At 71.8% G+C, this 16,593-nt stretch carries 19 protein-coding genes and 1 tRNA gene; 13 read left to right on the plus strand and 7 right to left on the minus strand.

Translation table 11 applies throughout. The annotated features are described in order from the left end of the window. Positions 1-5 precede the first annotated feature (5 nt). Complete coding sequence (locus tag ACIBQ1_RS01965) at positions 6-1,184, plus strand: cytochrome P450 (RefSeq protein ID WP_397274049.1); 1,179 nt, start codon at positions 6-8, stop codon at positions 1,182-1,184. An 18-nt stretch (positions 1,185-1,202) separates the two neighbouring features. Next, positions 1,203-1,949, plus strand: a complete 747-nt coding sequence (locus ACIBQ1_RS01970; protein WP_397274050.1) for a lysophospholipid acyltransferase family protein — start codon at positions 1,203-1,205, stop codon at positions 1,947-1,949. Positions 1,950-1,959: 10 nt separating this feature from the next. Here the strand turns inward: ACIBQ1_RS01970 and ACIBQ1_RS01975 are convergent, their stop codons facing one another. Then, positions 1,960-3,201, minus strand: coding sequence for an MFS transporter (locus ACIBQ1_RS01975; protein ID WP_397274051.1), 1,242 nt, complete (start codon positions 3,199-3,201; stop codon positions 1,960-1,962). A gap of 151 nt (positions 3,202-3,352) precedes the next feature. Here ACIBQ1_RS01975 and ACIBQ1_RS01980 point away from each other — a divergent pair, with 151 nt between their 5' ends. Continuing rightward, on the plus strand, positions 3,353-3,775 hold the full coding sequence (locus tag ACIBQ1_RS01980; RefSeq protein ID WP_397274052.1) for a winged helix-turn-helix transcriptional regulator: 423 nt from the start codon (positions 3,353-3,355) through the stop codon (positions 3,773-3,775). A 48-nt stretch (positions 3,776-3,823) separates the two neighbouring features. Further along, entirely contained in the window at positions 3,824-4,900 is a 1,077-nt protein-coding gene (locus tag ACIBQ1_RS01985) for an ArsR/SmtB family transcription factor (RefSeq protein WP_397274053.1), read from the plus strand. Here ACIBQ1_RS01985 and ACIBQ1_RS01990 read toward each other — a convergent pair. Both ACIBQ1_RS01990 and ACIBQ1_RS01995 read right to left on the minus strand, forming a co-directional pair. Next, complete coding sequence (locus tag ACIBQ1_RS01990) at positions 4,861-5,166, minus strand: hypothetical protein (protein WP_397274054.1); 306 nt, start codon at positions 5,164-5,166, stop codon at positions 4,861-4,863. The two genes, ACIBQ1_RS01985 and ACIBQ1_RS01990, sit on opposite strands and share 40 nt — an antisense overlap. Before the next feature lie 49 nt (positions 5,167-5,215). After that, positions 5,216-5,289 (minus strand) — tRNA-Pro (locus tag ACIBQ1_RS01995). Positions 5,290-5,384: 95 nt separating this feature from the next. On the opposite strand from ACIBQ1_RS01995, the gene ACIBQ1_RS02000 reads away from it, so the two are divergent. From ACIBQ1_RS02000 to ACIBQ1_RS02015, 4 genes are all read left to right on the plus strand, one after another. After that, complete coding sequence (locus ACIBQ1_RS02000; protein WP_397274055.1) at positions 5,385-5,810, plus strand: hypothetical protein; 426 nt, start codon at positions 5,385-5,387, stop codon at positions 5,808-5,810. A gap of 70 nt (positions 5,811-5,880) precedes the next feature. Further along, a complete protein-coding gene (locus ACIBQ1_RS02005) occupies positions 5,881-6,426 on the plus strand; it encodes a hypothetical protein (RefSeq protein WP_397274056.1) in 546 nt (181 codons plus the stop codon). Positions 6,427-6,434: 8 nt separating this feature from the next. After that, complete coding sequence (locus ACIBQ1_RS02010; RefSeq protein ID WP_397274057.1) at positions 6,435-6,944, plus strand: hypothetical protein; 510 nt, start codon at positions 6,435-6,437, stop codon at positions 6,942-6,944. Between the two features lie 6 nt (positions 6,945-6,950). Continuing rightward, on the plus strand, positions 6,951-7,148 hold the full coding sequence (locus ACIBQ1_RS02015) for a hypothetical protein (protein WP_397274059.1): 198 nt from the start codon (positions 6,951-6,953) through the stop codon (positions 7,146-7,148). Between the two features lie 71 nt (positions 7,149-7,219). Here ACIBQ1_RS02015 and ACIBQ1_RS02020 read toward each other — a convergent pair whose 3' ends face one another. Beyond that, positions 7,220-7,633: an ATP-binding protein gene (locus ACIBQ1_RS02020; protein ID WP_397274060.1), complete on the minus strand. Its 414-nt coding sequence runs from the start codon at positions 7,631-7,633 to the stop codon at positions 7,220-7,222. A 23-nt stretch (positions 7,634-7,656) separates the two neighbouring features. Next, positions 7,657-8,427 carry a SigB/SigF/SigG family RNA polymerase sigma factor gene (locus ACIBQ1_RS02025; RefSeq protein WP_350726519.1) on the minus strand — a complete coding sequence of 257 codons (771 nt, stop codon included), beginning with the start codon at positions 8,425-8,427 and terminating at the stop codon, positions 7,657-7,659. Between the two features lie 174 nt (positions 8,428-8,601). Between ACIBQ1_RS02025 and ACIBQ1_RS02030 the strand changes: the two genes are divergently transcribed. Then, positions 8,602-8,958, plus strand: a complete 357-nt coding sequence (locus ACIBQ1_RS02030) for an STAS domain-containing protein (RefSeq protein WP_397274548.1) — start codon at positions 8,602-8,604, stop codon at positions 8,956-8,958. Here the strand turns inward: ACIBQ1_RS02030 and ACIBQ1_RS02035 are convergent. Continuing rightward, entirely contained in the window at positions 8,955-9,656 is a 702-nt protein-coding gene (locus ACIBQ1_RS02035) for an ANTAR domain-containing protein (RefSeq protein ID WP_397274061.1), read from the minus strand. The genes ACIBQ1_RS02030 and ACIBQ1_RS02035 overlap by 4 nt on opposite strands. A gap of 79 nt (positions 9,657-9,735) precedes the next feature. Between ACIBQ1_RS02035 and ACIBQ1_RS02040 the strand changes: the two genes are divergently transcribed. Then, on the plus strand, positions 9,736-11,562 hold the full coding sequence (locus tag ACIBQ1_RS02040; RefSeq protein WP_397274549.1) for a SpoIIE family protein phosphatase: 1,827 nt from the start codon (positions 9,736-9,738) through the stop codon (positions 11,560-11,562). 126 nt (positions 11,563-11,688) lie between these two features. Next, entirely contained in the window at positions 11,689-12,792 is a 1,104-nt protein-coding gene (locus ACIBQ1_RS02045) for a glycosyltransferase (protein WP_397274062.1), read from the plus strand. 65 nt (positions 12,793-12,857) lie between these two features. Here ACIBQ1_RS02045 and ACIBQ1_RS02050 read toward each other — a convergent pair whose 3' ends face one another. Then, positions 12,858-13,910, minus strand: a complete 1,053-nt coding sequence (locus ACIBQ1_RS02050; protein WP_397274063.1) for a PucR family transcriptional regulator — start codon at positions 13,908-13,910, stop codon at positions 12,858-12,860. Positions 13,911-13,985: 75 nt separating this feature from the next. On the opposite strand from ACIBQ1_RS02050, the gene ACIBQ1_RS02055 reads away from it, so the two are divergent. Both ACIBQ1_RS02055 and pruA read left to right on the plus strand, forming a co-directional pair. Beyond that, positions 13,986-14,903 (plus strand): proline dehydrogenase family protein, encoded by a 918-nt coding sequence (locus ACIBQ1_RS02055; RefSeq protein ID WP_397274064.1) that lies wholly within the window; start codon positions 13,986-13,988, stop codon positions 14,901-14,903. Further along, entirely contained in the window at positions 14,903-16,528 is a 1,626-nt protein-coding gene (pruA, locus tag ACIBQ1_RS02060; RefSeq protein WP_397274065.1) for an L-glutamate gamma-semialdehyde dehydrogenase, read from the plus strand. The genes ACIBQ1_RS02055 and pruA overlap by 1 nt, the downstream gene beginning before the upstream one ends. The last annotated feature ends 65 nt before the right edge of the window (positions 16,529-16,593 follow it).

Below are 16,593 nucleotides of genomic sequence, written 5' to 3' on the forward strand. Positions count from 1 at the left end.
GCGGGGTGGACGTCGCCTACGATCCCTACGACCCGAGGGTCAACCACGACCCGTACCCCGTCTACGCGTGGTTACGCCGGGAAGCGCCGCTCTACCACAATCCCGAGCACGACTTCTGGGCACTGTCGCGGCACGCCGACGTGGCCGCCGCGCTCGGCGACAGCGCCCTGCTGTCCAGCGACCACGGCCCCGTGCTCGACCCGGCCGCGTGGGGGCCGCAGGCGCGTACGTATCTGTCGTTCGTGGCCATGGACCCGCCCGACCACACCCGCATGCGGGCCATCGTCTCGCGGGCCTTCACCCCGCGCCGGGTGGCCGCCCTCGAACCCATGATCAGGACGATCGCGCGGGGCTACATCGAGGAGGGCCTCGAACGCGGGACGTTCGACTTCGCCCGCGACTTCGCCGCCAAGCTGCCGCTCGACGTGATCTCCGAGCTGGTGGGCGTGCCGCCCTCCGACCGGGCGGACGTCCGCGACAAGTCCGACGCCCTGGTCGGATACGACCCTCAGGGCAGGATGGCCGACAAGGGGCTCAGGAGCATCCTGTCGCTCGGCGACTACTACGCCTCCATCGTCGCCGACCGCCGGGCGGCTCCACGGTCCGAGCCCCGCGACGACCTCGTCTCGGCGCTCATCGCCGACGGCGGGCTGAGCCCCGAGGAAATCGTGGCGTTCCTGTTCCTGCTGATCGGGGCAGGCTCGGAGACCACCACCCACCTGCTGTGCGCGGCCTGGTACTGGGCGTGGCGCAACCCCGGCCAGCGCGCCGCCGCCTTCGGCGGCGCCATCACGGAGTGGGTGGAGGAGTCGCTGCGCTACGACACCCCCGCGCACGGCATCGCCCGCCGCCTCACCACGCCCGCCGAGTGGCACGGCGTCCGGGTCCCCGCCGACGCGAAGGTGTGGATCCTGATCGGCTCCGCCAACAGGGACGAGTCGGTCTTCCCCGACCCCGACGTCTACGATCTGGGCCGCGACACCGCCAGGTCCATCAGCTTCGGCGTCGGCCGCCACTACTGCCTCGGCGGCCCGCTCGCCCGGCTGGAGGCGCGGGTGGCGCTGGAGGAGCTCACGAAGGCCGTCTCCCCCGCGTACGAGATCGACCAGGACGGCATCCGGCGCATCTCGCACGGCAACGTACGGGGGATGGTCCGGCTCCCGACTACCGTGGCACCCGCCTGAGTAGGCTACCTTCTGGTCATGGCTGAGATCGTGTACCCGCCGGTGATCGCCGCCGCGCGGACCCTGTTTCGCGTGCTCGACGTCCGCTTCCACATGGAGGGTACGCAGCACGTGCCGCAGACCGGGGGAGCGGTGCTGGTGAGCAACCACATCAGCTACCTCGACTTCATCTTCGCCGGGTTCGCGGCGCTGCCCTCGCGGCGGCTGGTGCGCTTCATGGCCAAGCAGGACGTGTTCGAGCACCGGATCTCGGGGCCGCTGATGCGCGGCATGCACCACATCCCGGTCGACCGGGGGGCGGGCGCGGGCTCGTACGCCACGGCCCTGCGCATGCTCAAGGCCGGCGAGGTCGTCGGCGTCTTCGCCGAGGCGACGATCAGCCGCTCCTTCACCGTCAAGGAGATCAAGAACGGCGCCATCCGCATGGCCCAGGCCACCAACACGCCCATCATCCCCGTCGCGCTGTGGGGCAGCCAGCGCTTCTGGACCAAGGGCCGGCCCCGCAAGCTCACGCAACGGCACATCCCGCTGAGCATCGTGGTGGGCGAGCCGATGCACCCCAAGCGCGGCGAGAACGTCAACGACCACACCGCCGACCTGCACAAGCGGCTGACGGAGCTGGTGGACCAGGCGCAGCGCACGTACCCGGAGGTGCCGCCGGGGGTGTGGTGGCAGCCCTCCCACCTGGGCGGCACCGCCCCGACGCCGGAGGAGGCGGCGGCCATGGACGCCGCCGAGGCCGAGGCCCGCGCCAAGAAGGAGTAGCCCTCCCGAATCAGGAGTGCTCATTCCGGGGCCCGCCGGGGCGCATCGCGCGGACCAGCACGGGCAGGGCGATCAGCAGCGCCACTCCGCGCAGCACGCCCGCCACGGGATAGGCCGCGCGCAACCCGAACGAGTGGGCCACCAGCCCACCGGCCAGCGCCCCGAGCGGCATCAGCCCCCAGCCGACCGTCTTGTACGCGCTGCTCACCCGGCCGAGCAGCGCGGAGGGCACGAGGCGCTGCCTGAGACCGGCGCTCAGGACGTTCCACAGGGTGACGGCGAACCCGTTGCAGGCCAGCAGCACGCCCAGCACGATCACGTCCGGGCTCAGGCCGATCCCCACGAAGACGACGGCGTTCGCGGCGAGCGCGGTCACCAGCGCCGCGCGCTCGCCGGTCCACGCGATGACGCGCGGGCCGACGAGTCCGCCGAGCAGGCCGCCCACCGCGGCCCCGGCGAGCAGGAGGCCGTAACCGCGCGCGTCCAGACCCATGGTCCGGGTCGCCAGCAGCACGAGGGTCGCGTTGGCCAGCTGGCCGCAGAAGGTGTTGACGCCCAGCAGCAGCGCGAGGGTCCGCAGCAGGCGGTGGCCGGCCAGCCAGCGCAGCCCGTCCGCGACCGCCGCACGCAGCGGGGGATGCCCGGATCCGCGGCGGGCCGGCCTGGGCAGGGACGCGAGCAGCGCGGCCGACACCACGAACGTGGCGGCGTCCACGCCGAAGGGCCAGGCCACGGCGGCGGTGAAGAGCAGGCTGCCCACCACCGGCCCCGCGAACTGCCGGCCGGCCGTCACGACGGCCTGCTGGTGGCCGTTGGCCTTGTGCAGCAGGGGGCCCGCCACGAGGTCGGGCAGGATCGCCTGCGCCGCGTTGTTCGAGACGACCGCGCACGCGCCCGAGGCGAAGATCAGGAACGCGAGCAGGGGGATGCCCAGGTGACCGACCGCCGCCAGGACCGCGACGGCGCCGACGACCACCGCCTGGACGGCCTGCGAACGCCACATCAGCGCGGCGCGATCACAGCGGTCGACGAGCGCCCCGGCGGGCAGGGACAGCAGCAACCACGGCAGGTACGTCACGGCCGACATCGCCGAGACGAGCCGGGGATCCCGGGTGATCGTGACGGCCAGCAGCGGGACTGCCGCCGCGAACACCCCGTCGCCCGCGGTGCTCACACCTGTCGCCCACCACAACCGCCAGTACGCCCCGGACAGTCGTCGCCCGCGCTCGGTCCGTGCCCTGTCGAGTTTCATGCCGGAGATCGTCAGGGGGGCGGGCACGCCCGCGACAGCATTTAGCACGGGGCTACATGTTCGATACCACAGCGCCGGAAGGCGCTCCGGCCGGGATCGCGGCGAAAGTATCAATTGGGTATCGAGTGCTTGAATGTGTTACAAGTACCTTGTGGTTACTATCGCCCCGCCCCGTCTCCTCGAACGCCTCCGGGCCAAGCGCGCCCCCGCCTACCAGGGCGATCTCTTCGACCCCGACTGCCCGACCAGGCTCGTGCTGGACCGGATCGGCGACAAGTGGACGGTGCTCGTCGTCCTGTCGCTGAGCGACGGCGCGATGCGCTTCTCGGAGCTGCGCGGGCGGCTCGGCCACGTCGCCCCCAAGGTGCTCACCCAGACGCTGCGCCGGATGGAGCGCGACGGCCTGCTCACCCGCCAGGTCTTCGCCGAGGTCCCGCCCCGGGTCGAATACGCCCTCACCGACCTCGGCCGCTCCCTCATCGAGCCGATCGCCGTCATCGGCGACTGGGCCGAGGTCAACATGGGCCGGATCACCTCCGCGCAGGCGGCCTACGACGCCGCCCAGCAGCGGTAGTCCCCCTGCCCGGCCGGCCGTCGCGAGCAGGGCTGCATACTCGGAGCCATGGCGTTGAGGGTCGAGCTCGGGGTGGACGAGCTGGCGGCGACGCGGTTCGCGATCTCGCCGCTGTCGGAGACGGTGTCCGCCCTCCAGCAACTGGCCGGCCGCGACCGCAATCCGGTCCATCTTCGCTGGCTGCGCTGGGCGCGCGACGAGCTGGCCGGCGCTCCGCTCGACCTCCCGCGGACGCGGTCGCTGATCGTGAGCGACAAGCTGAACTGGCCGGAGTTCCTCGTTCCGGCGCCGCAGGGAGCGGAGACGTCCATCGAGGAGGACCTGGCGGCACTCCGGAGGACGACCGCTCGCCAGGTCCGCGTGAGCCTTCGGCGGGTGTTCGGCGACGAGCTGCCCGCCACCGTCGCCCTTCTCGCCGCCCGGCCGGCTGAGGGCCTGCGCGTGATCGCGGCCGAACTGCGGGCGGCGCACGACCGGCTCATCGCGCCCCACTGGCCACGGATCCGGGCGGTGCTCGACGCGGACATCGCCCACCGCGCCAGGCGGCTGGCGGCGGGCGGCGCGGCGAGGCTGTTCGCGGACCTGCACCCCGACCTGCGCTGGCGCGACGGCCAGCTGACGCTGGGGGGACCGCGCTGGCGGCGCGAGCTCGTCGTGAACCGCGGCCCCGGCGGGCTCGTCCTCATGCCGGTCGTCCTCGGCTCGCCGTACGTGCTCATCAAGAAGAACACCTCGACGCAGACCACGGTCCGCTACCCGGCACGGGGCGCCGGCACGCTGTGGACGGCGGGGAGGCGGCCGCCCGCGGGCAGCGTGGTCAGGCTGCTCGGCCGGGTGCGCGCCGAACTGCTGGAGGCGCTTCGCTCTCCCGCGACGACGACGGACCTGGCGCGGGCCTTCGGCGTCACGCCCAGCGCGATCTCGCAGCACCTCCGCGTGCTGCACGACTGCGGGCTGGTCGCCCGCGAACGGTCCGGCCGCAGCGTCCTGTACGTGACGACGAGCCAGGGACTGTCCTTGGGAGCCGCCCTTCCGGCAAGCGGCCCCGCTGATGGCCTGACGCTACGTCCCGCCGTCGCCGACGATCACAGAGCCGCTGCTCCGAGGGCTCGGCTCGGGAAGTGACCTGGCAGGTCATCACGAGGCTGCAGCGCCCGGGCGGCCTGCGACCCGTAGCCGGGCGTCCCGGTCTCGTCCAGCCTGTCGATGACGGGCAGGATCCGCTCCGCCTCCACCAGTGTGCGCGCGGTGACCGGCTTCAGGCCGAACGCCGCGGTCAGGTGCCGGGCGAGCAGGCTCCTGACCGGTATGTCCGGATCGAGGCTCGCCGCCGAGATCCGTGGGAGATTTCCGCTTCGTCCCCAGCTCTCACCGGATCCGAAGGCTGCCAAGGATCGAAAAAAGGGGCACCAGATGATCTCTGGCACCCCTTCTGACCAGTCGGGACGACAGGATTTGAACCTGCGACCCCTTGACCCCCAGTCAAGTGCGCTACCAAGCTGCGCTACGTCCCGGTCGTGTCTGCCGCTCCCTGCGGAGTGGGACGTCATAACCTTAGCGCACATCGAAGGTGCACGCGTACACGGCGAGCTGGGGCGGAGGTGGCCGAGTGGGGCGCAAGCCGACCATCGATCGGCGGGAGCTGGCCAGGTTGGTGGCCGAGGGGATGAGCGTGCTGGAGCTGGCCGCGCACTTCGGGGTCAGCGAGTCCGGGGTGCTGCAGGCCAAGCGGGCCGCCGGGCTGGCCAAGCCGATGCTCGACCACAGCCGGGCCGTGCCGTGGAAGCTGGCCCGCGAGCACTCCCAGTCGGGGCCCGCCACCAACTTGCGTAATCTGTCGGCGGCCGCGCAGGGGAAGCCGCCCGCGGCCGAGCGGCTGAACACGGCTCTGCGCTGGGCTCAGCGACTCGTCGATCAGGGGCTCGACGTGCGCTATGACGCGGCCGAAGGGTTCAGCGAGGTCCCTGCCGCACCAGCGGGCTCACATGTCGCAGGCGTGCTGGCCGCGGCCAGGGAGGCACTGGAAGCCCGCTGAGGCGGTGCGTTTCGACCCGCCTGTTCGAGGGCAGTCGCTGGTCTCGACACAGAGACCGGAGGCGAACAACATGACCACCTTCATCTGGGTGGCCGTCGTCGCGGTCGCGGTGGTGGCGCTCGCCGCAGTGGGTTACGTCGCGCTGCAGCAGAGGCGTCGCGGCCATCTCCGCGAACGTTTCGGCCCGGAGTACGAACGCATGGTCGCCGAGCACGACAACCGCCGCGAGGCCGAGCAGGAGCTGCTCGACCGGGAGCGCCGGCATTCGGAGCTCGGCATCCATCCCCTGACGGAAGAGTCGCGCGACACCTACGCGAACCGGTGGACCGAGGTGCAGGAGCGCTTCGTCGACGCTCCCGGGTTCGCGGTGACCGGGGCCGATCAGCTGGTCACCGAGGTCATGGCGGAACGGGGTTACCCGACGGAGGACTTCGAGGAGCGGCTGTCCACCCTGTCGGTGGGCCACGCGGAGACTCTCGACCACTATCGGACGGCCCACGAGATCAGCGGGCGGGCGGCCAGGAAGGAGGCCTCCACGGAGGACCTGCGGCAGGCCATGGTGCACTACCGCGCGCTGTTCGAGGAACTCCTGCAGGAGACCACACGAGGACGGTGAACGAGGATATGAGCACCCCCAGGAGCGGCAGCGAGGAAGACCGCGCGCAGCGCCCTCCCGACGATGAGCGGCCCGGCGAATTCCCCGGTGAGCGCTCCGGCGACTCCCCTGATGCGCACCCCGGCGAGTTCGCCGACGACCCCTACGCCAGGACCGCCGAACCGGAGCCCGGCATCGGCGAGGTGCCCGCGCACGCCGCCCCCGAGGACGTCGTCCTGTTCGATCAGGACCCGGACCAGGTGCAGGCCCGCTGGCGCGACCTGCAGACGTCGTTCGTCGACGATCCCGGCGAGTCCGTGCGGCGCGCCGACGGGCTGGTCGGCGAGGTCGTGGACGCCCTCACCAGCAGCCTCACCAGCCGCACGGACGCCCTGCGCGACCGCTGGAAGGACGCCGAGGCCGCCGGCACCGAGCAGCTGCGCCTGGCGCTGCGCGACTACAGGAGCGTCCTGGAACGCCTGCTCGCCCTCTCCGGCGCCCAGGCTCAGGCCCAGCTCCCGACCGTGGGAAAGAGGTGACCTGACATGCTCGCGATAGTCGCAGCGATCATCTTCGGGCTGGGCTTCCTGCTCGACCTGGTCGGCGCGCGGATCCCCGGCGGGTTCTCCGGCATGACGTTCGCGCTGCTGGGCCTGACGCTGCTGGCGCTGCACCAGGCAGGCGTCGGCAAGGCCGGCTTCCGCTCCGGTTACGGCAACTGGCGCAGCCGGGCACGGAGGTAGCGCAGAACCCCTGAGCGGGAGGTCGCCGAGGACGTCGGCCTCCCGTCACATCCGGCCGTCACACCTGGCCGTCACATCTTGCCGGGGAAGCGCATGATGACGGTGCTGCCGCCGTTCCCGACCCGCAGGGTCAGGTCCGACGACACCAGGCGGGCCACCCACAGCCCCATCCCGCCCACCGCGCCCGGCATCGGCCCGGGCTTCCAGACGCCCCCGTCGTGCACCTCCACGATCAGGTCGCCGTTCACCGACCAGGTACGCATGGAGGCCCGGTCGGCCCCGTGCGTGACGGCGTTGGTGGCCACCTCGTTGACCGCGATGACGAAGTCCCCGATGGCGTCCTCGGGCATGCCGGCGTCGCGGGCCTCGTCCTCAGCGAACTGCCGGACCTGCGGCAGGTCCGGCAGTCGGAAGCGGAGCTCTTTCACGGGCGCGCCGGGTGGCGGGCTCGTGTAGCCCGACTGAGGCTCTCCGACCTCGTTCACCCGGCGACCTTCTTCTCGGCCGATCAGCCGACCAGCTCGGAGCGCAGCTGGTCGAGAACCTTGCGGAGGATGCGTGAGACGTGCATCTGGGAGATCCCGAACTCGGCGGCGATCTCGGCCTGCGTCATGTTGCCGAAGAACCGCAGCAGCAGGATGTGCTTCTCGCGGGAGGGCAGGGCGTCGATGAGCGGCTTGACGGCCTCCCGGTCGACCATGGTGCTCAGCGTGTCGTCGTCTTCTGGAATGACGTCGCCGAGGGAGGCGGCGTCGTCGTCGGTGCCGAGCGGCGCGTCGAGCGACAGGGTGCTGTAGGCGGCGGAGGCGTCGAGCGTCAGCAGGACGTCCTCCTCGGTGATGTTCATCTTGGCGGCCAGTTCGGCCACGGTGGGCGACCTGCCGAGATCCTGGCTGAGGTCGGCGACCAGCCGGTTGAGCTCCGAACGGCGCTCCTGGTAGAGGCGCGGCACCCGGATGGCCCAGGTGCGGTCGCGGAAGTGGCGCTTGACCTCGCCGGTCATCGTGACGACCGCGTAGCCCCTGAACGCGTGGCCGAGCGTCGGGTCGAAGCCGTTGACGGCCTTCATCAGGCCGACGTACGCGGCTTGGAGAAGGTCTTCCAGCGGTTCGCCGCGGTAGCGGTAGCGCCGGGCGATCTCCATGGCGAGCGGCCGGTGCATCTCGACGATGCGCTCACGCAGTCGCTCTCTGTGACTGTCGGGGGTTTCCTCCCGGACCATTTCGGCCAGGAGCTCTTCCGCTGTCATCTCCTCGAGGACGTATTCCTGCACAGCCATCGCTGCTCCTCTATGGGTCGCAGGCGGCCTCCCCCAGCAAGAAAAGCCCAGGCAGAGGCACGCCTCGCTCAACTCTCGAGACGAAAGCCCGCTGCTGGACTCCGCATCAAGTGTCCCCCGTATCGCCGGAAGTATTCCTCCCTCCTGCGGTGACAGTAGGGTTGCTCCGTGACAATGCCGGAGAACGGTGAGGGGCCCGTGGCGGCCCTGACCCTGACGTCGTCGACGGTGGACGAGATCACCGTGATCCGGGTCGACGGCGTGCTCGACGCCACGACCCGCGAGCAGTTCGCCGATTACCTGTCGTTGGCGGGTTCGGACCTGATTCTTGACCTGGCCGGGGTCACGTTCATGGACTCTCGCGCGCTCGGGCTCATCGTCCACCACTGGCAGACCAGCCTGGCGTCGGGCGCCAGGTTCGCGCTCATCGGCGTCGAATACTCCAAGTCCAAGGTGATGTGGATCACCGGGCTGGCACAGCGGCTGCCGCTCTACGACACGCTCGACGACGCCCTGGCGGCCATCGGCTAGCGCTTCGACTTGCGCTGGTGCTCGTCCACCAGGAGCCTGGCGAGGTCGGCCACCTTGACCTGGTGGTGCTGGGAGATCCTGCGCAGCTCCTCGAACGCGGCCTCAGCGGTGCATCCGCTGGTCTGCATGATGATGCCCTTGGCCTGGTCGATCACCGCCCGTCCGGCGAGGGCCTCCTGGAGTTGCGCGGCGTCGGTACGCACCTCCTCGAACTCCCACATGTTGGCCATCGCCACCCCGACCTGCTCGGTCAGCATGTCGGCCAGCGAGTGGGCGCCCTGCGGGGAGAACGCCCCCGGGCGTACCGAGTAGAGGCCGACCAGCAGCAGGGCGGGGGCCACGTCGATGGGGACGACCAGCACGGAGCGCACGCCCCAGCGGCTGGCCAGCGCGTCGTAGCGGGGCCAGCGGGGCTCGTTGAGCACGTCGGCGACGCCGACGCGGCCGCCGCTCTGCCGGGCCTCGACGGACGGGCCCTCGCCGAGCGCGCGCTCGCCTTCGACGAGCATGATCAGCTCGCTGTGGGAGCCCGACACCAGCACCCGGTGGTCGCGCCAGTGCTCGGCCGAGGCTCCGGAGCAGCCCGGCACGCCGGCGGCCAGAGCCGTGGTGAGGCCGCGCAGCACGCGTTCGGTGGAGGTGTCCTCGCCCAGCCGGCCGAGTGTGGCGAGGTCGCGGGCGAGACCGGGGGTGATCATCGCGGTTGATTTCATAGCAAGAAGCCCCTACCCGATATGGCCCCCCATATCCCCTGTGACGTAGCGTCAGAGGGTGACCATGCCGGACCTCGAACAAGCGCTGGACGCGCTGGCCGGGCGCGTGTCGTCGCTGCGCGAGGCGAGGACCGCCTACCCCGCCGATCTCGCGCCCACGCTCGACGCCGCCCTCGCCGAGCTCGACACCGCCGCCGAGCTGCTGGCCGAGGCCCGCGAGGCGCTGGAGAAGGCGCCCAAGCGGGCGGGCGGCAGGAAGGACGGCACGCAGCGGGAGCTGAAGCTGCTGCGTCAGGTGTTCCGGGCCTTTCCGGTGCCGGTCATCGTGCTGGACGGCGGCGGCGTGGTCAGGCGGATCAACCCCGAGACCTCGCGGATACTCGGCAGCCCCGACGGCTACCTGGTGGGCCGGTCGTTCCCGCTGCTGGTGGACGTGTCGCGGCGGGCGGCGTTCCGGTCGCATCTGACGGCGGTGCTGCAGACGGGGCAGCCGTCGGCGTTCGAGACGCGGCTGGCGCACCAGGGACGCACGCACACCGTCCAGGTGGCGCTGACCAGGCTGACCATGCCGGGCGAGCCGCAGCAGATGGTGGCGGCGGTCGCGCTGCCGACCGAGGTGCAGCTGCCCGAGCCGGGCGCACGGCGGCCCGAGCAGTCCGACGCGGCGCTGCTGCTGGCGGCGGCCAAGCGGCAGGACCTGCTGGTCAAGATGGCCAACCTGCTGCTGGAGGAGGAGGCGCTGCTGCGCCCGGTCGCGCTGCCGAGGGCGACGCGGCTGCTGGCGGCCGAGTGGGCCGACTGGGTGATCGCGGACATGGTGCGCGACGGGCTGCCGCGCCGCTCGGTCGTGGTGGCGCCGAAGAACCAGCCGCTCGGCGAGCTGGTCCGCCAGGTGGAGTCCGCGGATCCGGCGGGCGGCCAGGTCGTGACGCAGGTGCTGGAGCGCGGCTCCGGCGTGGTGCAGGAGATGCTGGACGACGAGAGCCTGCTGGGGTTCTGCGCGGACGGGCCGCTGCTGACGGCGATGGGCGCGGGTTCGATGCTGTGCGTGCCGATCGGCTCCGCTGACGGCGTGCTCACGCTGGTGCGCGGGCACGACCGGCGCCCGTTCGCGCTGGCCGACCTGGCCGTCATGCAGGAGGTGGGGCTGCAGCTCGGCCTGGCGATACGCGCCCAGACCAGCTTCCAGACCCGTTCGCGGGCGGCGGACGCGCTGTCGGCGAGCGTCGCGCCCCGCAAGCTGCCCGACGTGCCCGGCTACGAGGCGGCGGCCGTCTACCACCCCGGGTCGTCGGTGGGCGCGGAGTTCTACGACGTGTTCCCGGTGTCGTGCGGCTGGGGGTTCGCGCTGGGCGGGGCCGTCGGCAAGGGCGAGGAGGCCGCGTCGGTCAGCGCGATGGTGCGCGGCGGCCTGCGGGTGCTCGGCGTCTGGGAGTCCGACCCCGATCTGGTGATGCGCAAGGTCAACGAGGCCCTGGTCGCGCAGGGCGCCGGCATGTTCGTGATGGTCGTCGCGGGCTTCGTGAAGGGGCGCGAGATCCGGCTGTCGTCGGCCGGGCACCATCCCGCCGCGCTGTTGCAGGCCGACGGCGGCGTGCGCTTCGCCGCGGGCGGCGGCGTGCCGCTCGGCCTCGCTCCCGAGGCGGAGACCGGGGTGGAGAAGCTGACGGTGGCCGTGGGCGAGACGCTGGTGCTGTATTCGGAGGGTCTGGTCTCCTCCAGGAACGAGCACGGCGAGCCGTACGGCGAGGAGCGGCTGGCCGACGTGCTCGGCCGGTGCGCGGGGCAGTCGCCGGCCACCGTGGTCAAGGCGCTGGAGGCGGACCGGCACGCGTTCTCGGGCGGCCAGGTGTGGGACGAGATCGTCATTCTCGCGCTCCGGGGCGTCTGACCTGCGAAGGCAGGATGTCTGATCTGTGGGGGTTTGCGAGCGCGTCAAACCTGGGTATGGTCGAAAGCGTAGACATGTGCCTAAGACGCAGGCGCACCTTTCAGTCTTTCTTCGCTGAGGTGTGCCATGAATATCGCGATCGTCGCTTCCGCCGAGGGCAACCGGCGTGACCGCATCCTTTCCGTCGCCCGCGAGCTCGGCCGCGAACACCACGTCACCGTCTACTCCCGCCGTGACAGCACCGAGGGCAAGCCCAAGACGCGGGTGGCCCCGGGGGTCACTTTGGAGCAGATCGACGTGGGCCCGGCCGAGGAGCTGTCGGCCGACGCCGTCGTGCCGTACCTGAACGACGTCGGCGAGCAGCTCATGCGGCGATGGAGCCAGGACCGGCCCGATGTGATCCACGCGCATTCGTGGACCGGCGGGCTGGTGGCGGTGGCGGGTGTCAACGGGCTGGGGGTGCCGGTCACGCAGACGTTCCACACGGTCGACACCTCGCACAAGGAGCTGGAGCTGGCCCTGGGCCGCCGGGCCAACGCGGTCATCGCCGGCTCCGGGGACGAGGAGTCGGCGCTGATCCGGCTGGGCGTGCCGCGCGGCCACATCGCCGTCGTCCCGTACGGCGTCGACACCGAACGCTTCCAGCGCCGCGGCGCGGTGGCCACGCGGGGCACGCGCAAGCGGCTCCTGCACGTCGGCCCGCTGACGATGGACCGCGGCGCGGACACCGTCATACGTGCGCTGCCGGGGCTCGGCGACGTCGAACTGATCATCGCGGGCGGGCCCGAGCCCGAGGACCTCGACGCCGACAAGGACGCCCGCCGGCTGCGCGCGCTGGCCGCGGAGCTCGAGGTCGCCGACCAGGTGACGCTGCTGGGCCAGGTCAGGCGGTCCGCCGTGCCGAAGCTCATGCGCAGCGCGGACGCCGTGGTGTCGGTGCCGCGCGAGGCCGTGACGGGCATCGTGGCGCTGGAGGCGATGGCCTGCGGCGTGCCGGTGATCGCCTCGGCCGTCGGCGCGCACCTGGACTCCGTGATCGACGGCGTCACCGGCCTGCTGGTGCCGCCGGACCGGCCGGCGCGTACCGCGCGGCTGGCCCGCGAGCTGCTGTGGGACCCGACCCTGCGGACCGCGCTGGGCTACGCGGGGGCCGACCGGGCGCGCTCGCGCTACTCGTGGGAGCGCGTGAGCCAGGAGCTGGTACGGGTGTACGAGGCGGCCTGCGCCTGAACCACCGAGACCCCGGCAGGCGGCAGAAGCCGCCTGCCGGCACCATGAAGGGCGACCGGGGGCGGTCAGGGCCCGCGGAGCCGGGCGGCCTTGAGCCCCAGGTGCACCGCCAGGCGGTCGTCTCCGTCCGAAAGATCCCGATGGGTGAGGCGCTCGGCCTTGCCCAGCCGGTAGTAGAGCGTCTGGCGGTGGATGCCGAGCTCGGCGGCCGTCTTCTGGGCGTGGCCGCCGTGGTCGAGGTAGGACTCCACGGTCTCGGCCAGCTCGCGGTCCAGGACCGCGGTCTCGGCCGCCAGCTCGCGCAGGTCCGCCTGGCCGAGCCTGGCCAGCAGGCGGTGCACGCCCAGGTCCTCCCAGCGGGCGACGGGCGCGTAACGGGGAAAATGCTCGGCGACGCGCAGGGCGTGGCGGGCCTCGCGCCAGCTGAGCCAGGCGTCGGCCGGGTCCGCCCGGGGCGCGCCGATGCCGGCGGCGGTGCCGTACGCGCTCTGGAGGGTCTGCGCCACCTCGCCCGCGAGATGGGCGGGGGCGAGCAGGGCGACGGGCGAGCCGGGGCGGGCCAGGACGCCGCGCGGGAGCGTCCAGAGGGCGGCGACGCGCTCCGCCGACTCGCGTACGGCAATCGCCGTGACCGGGCCCGGCACCTCGATGGACGCGTCCGCGCGCTCTGACGGGTCGGCCGAGAAGAGCGCGAGCAGGCCGCGGCCGAGGTCCTGGCGGCTCCTGGCCTCCTGGGCGAGCGCGGCGGCGGCCCTGGCCACCAGCGGCGCGACGGAGTCGAGCGCCGTGAGCGAGCCCGGGTCGAGCAGCCAGAGATAGCCGTAGGTGACCTCGCCGTGGCGCAGCGGCCAGCACACCCTGGCCAGAACCCCGAGCTCGGCGTCGGCGGGGATCCGGACCGGGCCGGTGGCCCTGGCGATGCCGTAGCGCTCGAAGTAGTCGCGCACCTCGCCGGTGGCTCGCCGGCGCAGGATCGACTCTTGGCGGACCGTGTCGATGTCACCGTGCTGCGCACCGTACGCCAGCAGCCGGAACGAGCGGTCCTCCAGCGTCGCGGACGCCCCCAGCCGGGCGGCGATCTCGTCGACGATCTCTTGCAGGTCTGCCGTGTTGTGCATTTGTATGACAGCCTGCCACATCAGGCGTTACGCGCGTCGATGGCCCCCGCTGAGCTGCGTTTTTAGACTTGAAGCATGCTGGGTCAAGTGCTCCTCGCCGCGTCCGGGAGCGGCGTCGTACGCCGTGCCGTGTCGGGCTTTCCGCTCACCAGGAAGGTGGTCGGCCGGTTCGTCGCGGGCGAGAGCGTCCGGCAGGCCCGCGACGCCGTCGAGCGCCTGCGCGACATGAAACTCGCCGTCACCGTCGACCGTCTCGGCGAGGAGACGCGCGACGCGTGGGCCGCCGAGGCCACCGCGGACGCCTACCTCACGCTGCTCGACGCCGTCCGGCCGCTCGACCTCGGCGCCCGGGGCGAGGTGTCGGTGAAGCTGTCGGCCGTGGGGCAGCGGCTCGACGACGCGATGGCGCTGGAGCACGCCCGCGAGATCTGCGCCGCGGCGGCGCGCGGCGGCTCGACCGTCACGCTCGACATGGAGGATCACACCACTGTCGACTCGACGCTGGCCATCTTGCGCAAGCTGCGCGAGGACTACCCGTCGACCGGTGTGGCGATCCAGGCGTACCTGTTCCGCAGCGAGGCCGACTGCCGCGACCTGGCCGCCGAGGGCTCCCGGGTGCGCCTGGTCAAGGGCGCCTACCGCGAGCCCGCCGCCGTCGCGCACCAGGGCAGGAGCGCCGTGGACAAGGCGTACGTGCGATGCCTGCGGATCCTCATGTCGGGGAAGGGTTACCCCATGGTGGCGACGCACGACGGGCGCATGATCGCGATCACGGAGCTGCTCGCCGACCGGTTCGGGCGGACGATCGGCGACCACGAGTTCCAGATGCTCTACGGAATCCGGACCGACCTTCAGGAGTCCCTGGCCGGGGCCGGCCACACGGTCCGTGTCTACGTCCCCTACGGCGACGACTGGTACGGCTACTTCATGCGCCGCCTCGCGGAGCGCCCCGCCAACGTCGCCTTCTTCCTTCGCGCCCTTGGGGGTAAGTAATGGATGCCATCAGCAACGTTCCCGTTCCGGCCAACGAGCGCGTCTTCGGCTACGCGCCGGGCAGCGCCGAGCGGTCGGCGCTGGAGGACCGCATCAAGGAGCTGGCCGGGTCGTCCATCGACCTGACCATGACCATCGACGGCGAACAGCGCCTCGGCGCCGGCGCTCCCATCGACGTGGTGCAACCGCACAACCACGCCGCCGTCCTGGGCCGTACCAACGACGCTACGGCCCGGGACGTGCAGGACGCCGTCGACGCGGCGCTGCGGGCGGCGCCCGCGTGGCGGGCGCTGTCGTTCGACGAGCGGGCGGCGATCTTCCTGAAGGCCGCGGACCTGCTGTCCGGGCCGTGGCGGGCGACGCTCAACGCGGCGACCGTGCTGGGGCAGTCGAAGTCGGTTCAGCAGGCGGAGATCGACGCGGCCTGCGAGCTGATCGACTTCCTGCGCTTCAACGTGGCCTACGCGCGCCAGCTCTACGCCGACCAGCCGGTCTCCTCGCCCGGCGTGTGGAACCGGATGGAGTACCGGCCGCTCGAAGGCTTCGTGCTGGCGATCACGCCGTTCAACTTCACCGCCATCGCCGGAAATCTGCCGACTTCTGCGGCTCTGATGGGCAACGTCGTCGTCTGGAAGCCGTCGCCCACCCAGCAGTTCGCCGCGCACTTCACCATGCGGCTGCTGGAGGCGGCGGGGCTGCCGCCCGGCGTGATCAACATGGTCACCGGCAACGGCCAGGCCGTCTCCGAGGTGGCGCTCGCGCACCCGGCCCTGGCCGGGATCCACTTCACCGGCTCCACGGCGACGTTCCAGCACCTGTGGAACACCGTCGGCCGGAACATCGCCTCCTACCACGGCTACCCGCGCCTCGTCGGCGAGACCGGCGGCAAGGACTTCGTGCTGGCCCACCCGTCCGCCGACCCGGCCGTGCTCTCGACGGCGCTGGTCAGGGGCGCCTTCGAGTACCAGGGTCAGAAGTGCTCGGCGGCCTCGCGGGCGTACGTGCCGCGCTCGGTCTGGAACCGGATGCGCGACGACTTCGTGGCCACGGCCGAGTCGCTGACCGTGGGCGACGTGGCGGGCGACCTGTCGACGTTCATGGGCGGGGTCATCGACGCCCGGGCCTTCGCCAAGCACAAGGAGGCCATCGACCGGGCGCGGGCGGCCGCGCACATCGACGTCCTCACCGGCTCGTACGACGACAGCGTCGGCTACTTCGTCAAGCCGACGATCCTGGAGTCGGCCGACCCCGCCGACGAGATCTTCGTCAAGGAGTACTTCGGGCCGATCCTGGGCGTGCACGTCTACGAGGACCGCGACTTCGACGCGGTGCTCGACCAGATGGAGGGCATCGCCCCGTACGCGCTGACCGGGTCGATCATCGCCCAGGACCGGTACGCGATCGCCTCCGCGTCCGACCGGCTGCGCTTCGCGGCGGGCAACTTCTACGTCAACGACAAGCCGACGGGCGCGGTCGTGGGCCAGCAGCCGTTCGGCGGCGCCCGCGCCTCGGGCACCAACGACAAGGCGGGCTCGATCTTCAACCTGATCCGCTGGGTGAACGCCCGCACGATCAAGGAGACGTTCGTCCCGCCCACCGACCACCGTTATCCACACATGGGCTGATTTTTCCGCCCATCCGCACCCATGAGCCCTCCGGTCCTGCCCCGGGGGGCTCATGGCGTAATGTG

This window comes from Nonomuraea sp. NPDC050153, from assembly GCF_044460125.1.
GTDB lineage: Bacteria > Actinomycetota > Actinomycetes > Streptosporangiales > Streptosporangiaceae > Nonomuraea.

Coding starts and splice junctions, on each gene's coding strand:
- ACIBQ1_RS02035 (WP_397274061.1), bottom strand. CDS start 9,656: ATGATCACCCCCGGTCTCGCCCGCGACCTCGCCACACTCGGCCGGCTG.
- ACIBQ1_RS01985 (WP_397274053.1), top strand. CDS start 3,824: ATGGCGTTGAGGGTCGAGCTCGGGGTGGACGAGCTGGCGGCGACGCGG.
- ACIBQ1_RS01970 (WP_397274050.1), top strand. CDS start 1,203: ATGGCTGAGATCGTGTACCCGCCGGTGATCGCCGCCGCGCGGACCCTG.
- ACIBQ1_RS02025 (WP_350726519.1), bottom strand. CDS start 8,427: ATGGCTGTGCAGGAATACGTCCTCGAGGAGATGACAGCGGAAGAGCTC.
- pruA (WP_397274065.1), top strand. CDS start 14,903: ATGGATGCCATCAGCAACGTTCCCGTTCCGGCCAACGAGCGCGTCTTC.
- ACIBQ1_RS02010 (WP_397274057.1), top strand. CDS start 6,435: ATGAGCACCCCCAGGAGCGGCAGCGAGGAAGACCGCGCGCAGCGCCCT.
- ACIBQ1_RS02045 (WP_397274062.1), top strand. CDS start 11,689: ATGAATATCGCGATCGTCGCTTCCGCCGAGGGCAACCGGCGTGACCGC.
- ACIBQ1_RS02005 (WP_397274056.1), top strand. CDS start 5,881: ATGACCACCTTCATCTGGGTGGCCGTCGTCGCGGTCGCGGTGGTGGCG.
- ACIBQ1_RS02040 (WP_397274549.1), top strand. CDS start 9,736: ATGCCGGACCTCGAACAAGCGCTGGACGCGCTGGCCGGGCGCGTGTCG.
- ACIBQ1_RS02050 (WP_397274063.1), bottom strand. CDS start 13,910: ATGCACAACACGGCAGACCTGCAAGAGATCGTCGACGAGATCGCCGCC.
- ACIBQ1_RS02015 (WP_397274059.1), top strand. CDS start 6,951: ATGCTCGCGATAGTCGCAGCGATCATCTTCGGGCTGGGCTTCCTGCTC.
- ACIBQ1_RS02030 (WP_397274548.1), top strand. CDS start 8,602: ATGCCGGAGAACGGTGAGGGGCCCGTGGCGGCCCTGACCCTGACGTCG.
- ACIBQ1_RS02055 (WP_397274064.1), top strand. CDS start 13,986: ATGCTGGGTCAAGTGCTCCTCGCCGCGTCCGGGAGCGGCGTCGTACGC.
- ACIBQ1_RS01975 (WP_397274051.1), bottom strand. CDS start 3,201: ATGAAACTCGACAGGGCACGGACCGAGCGCGGGCGACGACTGTCCGGG.